The sequence below is a fragment of the Sulfurimonas sp. genome (genome assembly GCF_028694895.1).
Classification (GTDB): domain Bacteria; phylum Campylobacterota; class Campylobacteria; order Campylobacterales; family Sulfurimonadaceae; genus Sulfurimonas.
Genome location: NZ_JAQVKA010000153.1, coordinates 1 through 2,786, shown reverse-complemented (window position 1 = coordinate 2,786; position 2,786 = coordinate 1). Strand labels below are relative to the sequence as shown.

The following is a 2,786-nucleotide window of genomic DNA, read 5'->3' as shown; positions in this document are numbered from 1 at the left end:
AGATGGTGGAGTACGGTTTATTGAGGTTGATGGTTTTGGATAATCTGGTGTTTTTTTAAGAAGATGTTGAAGATGTTATTTATGAAAGAAATTTCTTTCATAAATTGACAACCCCGAGGGGTTGTTATGGTATAATTTCCGAAATGCATCTAGGCTATTAATGAATTATAACTTTATTGCAATCTTTGTGATTGTTTTTTGCTTTGTTGTGCTTATGCTTTATAAAGCATATGCAATGCTCGTTGGCACCATTCTTCTTATGGGGTTTTATTCCATTGTCGTGCAAAGCGGAAAATTTCCAAAATTACAACGATTTATTAATGATGCTTTTTAAGACATAATCAACAATAGAACAACCATTAAAAGCGCACTCACCACACCCAGAGTTCTAAAAAATATCATTTTGCTAATATCTTTATTTTCTGATTTGTAGTATACGAAGCTAACAAGCGCAACATAAGCAAATGGAGATAAAAACCCCCATAAACTTTCAGTTGTATAGAGCATTACAAACATTACTATTACCGGCATTATTGCTGCATGGGAAAAGCCTTTTATTATCGCAGTCTCAACGACTCTGTGTGCTGAATTCATTGGTTAAGCCTCTTTAACTCTGTCGAGAGCGTAGCGTTCTTCAAATGTGAATTTACAATTTTTACACTCATGAATGCGATAAATAAATAAACCGTCAGGTTCTGGATCTCCATATTTAATTTCTTGCGACCCGCACATTGGGCATTCAAACATATCTGCCTCTGCTGCGTTTATTCTCTCTTCATAGCCATAGATATTAGCTTCAACTTTTTCTGTTAAGCTGATAATTTTTTTAAAATTTTGAAGCGTTGTCGAAAACTCTGCTTCTACAAGTTCTTGAATTTCTTCTAATCCCCTGTATTCAAATGGCTCCCATATATCGATATCACTGTCTTCTAGTGTGTCTAAAACCATAAAGTTATCATATTGAGATGCTTCAGACACATCTGATGAAACATATGTTGCAAGAGCAGAAATTTTAGCCATGTCTTCAATCTCTTGGTTGAGAGGCTTTGCCTCATTCATCTTGAACACTTGATGTGTGCTGAGAACACCTTTAATACCAATATAGATTTCGAAAGTGCCGCTTCCGTGAAGCAACACTGAAAGGTTTTTACTAAGAGCTAGTTTTTTATCAAACTGCTTTGTTTTTTTAGCCTCAGCTAAAGTTTCTGTGAGAACTCCCATTACAGTTGCAATGCGAAGCCCCTCAATTCCTGCTTTTTGGTACTCACTTGTTAACCAATTTCGTGCTTTTGTCATAACATCTCCTTTTTGAGAAAAAAAGAGCATACCTACCCTTGAGGGCAGTGACTATGTATGCCCCCGTGGTAGGCTTCTTATGAAGCAACTCTAAACATTCGGCATAGGCATCAATGGCAATTTTATTGATTTTTTGCTCTTGACACATATCAATTAGATCTAAAACAACTTTCCTGCCGACACCTTGGTTTTGGTATCTTTTTTTAGCCCCAAGATAGTTTATTTTTAGTTCTGGTTGTTTTTTTGAACTAGGAGTCTCCTTACGGAGTCCTATGCCACGCGCATAACGCATGGTTGAACTCCATTTGGAGTAAACTTATCGGGTTGCTTCAATACTCAAATTCAAAACAAGGTCTACTTAGCCTTGTTTTTCTCTTTGAGCCGGGTGCAATAGTTGGTACAGGGGTGGATACAATTTGTTCTTTTCTTTCATCTTTTGCTTGTTTTTTTGTTTTCTCTAGCAAAGTGATATCAAAGTATTCTATCCCTCCCTTTATTATTGAGGCTGGTTCACCATTCTCTAAAGCTCTTTTTTTATAAAAAGAGACCTCTGATGTGGTTCTTAGATGCATAATTTCAACTACAGCCTCTTCCGTGTGAAGATAGTAAGCCATTTTGCCCTCCTATTTTTTTAGACATAGGAGTCCCTTTTGGGAGTTCCTATATCACACAATTGTGCATTGTGTAAGAAACTCCCTAGTGGGAGAAGCACATATAACTATTATTATTTACATAAAGTATTTAGTGCTTTTTAAAACGGAATTTCATCTTCATCAATGTCGATTACGGGGATAGAGCTGTTATCAGGCATCTGCTGAGTGCTTGGCTTTTGATAGCTTTGCGGTTGCCCATAGCTATGCTGCTGATAACTCTGCTGCGCCGGCTGGTTCTGTTGAGCAGGATACTCGTCAGCTCCGCTTTGAGCGCTGCCTTTTGAGTCCAGCATCTGCATAGTTTCCACTACAACAGAGTGCTTAGAGCGCTTCTGCCCGTTTTGATCTACCCACTGATCAAAGTTAAGTCTGCCCTCAACGAGAATTTTACTCCCCTTTCTGAGGTATTGGTTGGCAATTTCTGCACTTCTGGCAAAGAACGTGATATCTATGAAGCAGACTTCCTCTTTTTTTTCACCGTTGCTGGTGAATTTGCGGCTTGTTGCAAGACCAGTGCTTGCTATACCCATTCCGCCTTGAGAGTATCTGAGTTCAATATCTCTAGTTAGATTTCCAACCAAAATAACTTTGTTATACATCGTCAATCCTTTTTTATTAGAAGCAATAAAATGTTAATTTAGTGCAAGCTACCCCCTTCTAATGGGGCTGCTTGCAGCATCTTATGGCTTACAAGTAAACCTCCATACGAGGCAACTAATTTTTAACAATAAAAATCCCTCTGAACTTAATCAGTGTTTTAAAGAGTTGTTATGCTGTTTAAATTGGGAGAGTTATTGTTAAAGAGAACATAAATACCCTAGGCGGGTAATTATGTAC

At 37.7% G+C, this 2,786-nt stretch carries 5 protein-coding genes; all 5 read right to left on the bottom strand.

The features are described from left to right. Window positions 1-330 precede the first annotated feature (330 nt). The 5 genes from PHI38_RS10155 to PHI38_RS10135 all read right to left on the bottom strand — a co-directional run bounded on the left by PHI38_RS10155 (window position 331) and on the right by PHI38_RS10135 (window position 2,548). Entirely contained in the window at window positions 331-594 is a 264-nt protein-coding gene (locus tag PHI38_RS10155) for a hypothetical protein (RefSeq protein WP_299855762.1), read from the bottom strand. Window positions 595-597: 3 nt separating this feature from the next. Beyond that, window positions 598-1,296 carry a hypothetical protein gene (locus tag PHI38_RS10150; protein WP_299855760.1) on the bottom strand — a complete coding sequence of 233 codons (699 nt, stop codon included), beginning with the start codon at window positions 1,294-1,296 and terminating at the stop codon, window positions 598-600. After that, entirely contained in the window at window positions 1,265-1,588 is a 324-nt protein-coding gene (locus PHI38_RS10145) for a GNAT family N-acetyltransferase (protein ID WP_299855758.1), read from the bottom strand. Before PHI38_RS10145 ends, PHI38_RS10150 begins: the two co-directional genes overlap by 32 nt. Before the next feature lie 37 nt (window positions 1,589-1,625). After that, window positions 1,626-1,910: a hypothetical protein gene (locus tag PHI38_RS10140; RefSeq protein ID WP_299855756.1), complete on the bottom strand. Its 285-nt coding sequence runs from the start codon at window positions 1,908-1,910 to the stop codon at window positions 1,626-1,628. A gap of 137 nt (window positions 1,911-2,047) precedes the next feature. Then, window positions 2,048-2,548 (bottom strand): single-stranded DNA-binding protein, encoded by a 501-nt coding sequence (locus PHI38_RS10135; protein ID WP_299855754.1) that lies wholly within the window; start codon window positions 2,546-2,548, stop codon window positions 2,048-2,050. Window positions 2,549-2,786 lie beyond the last annotated feature (238 nt).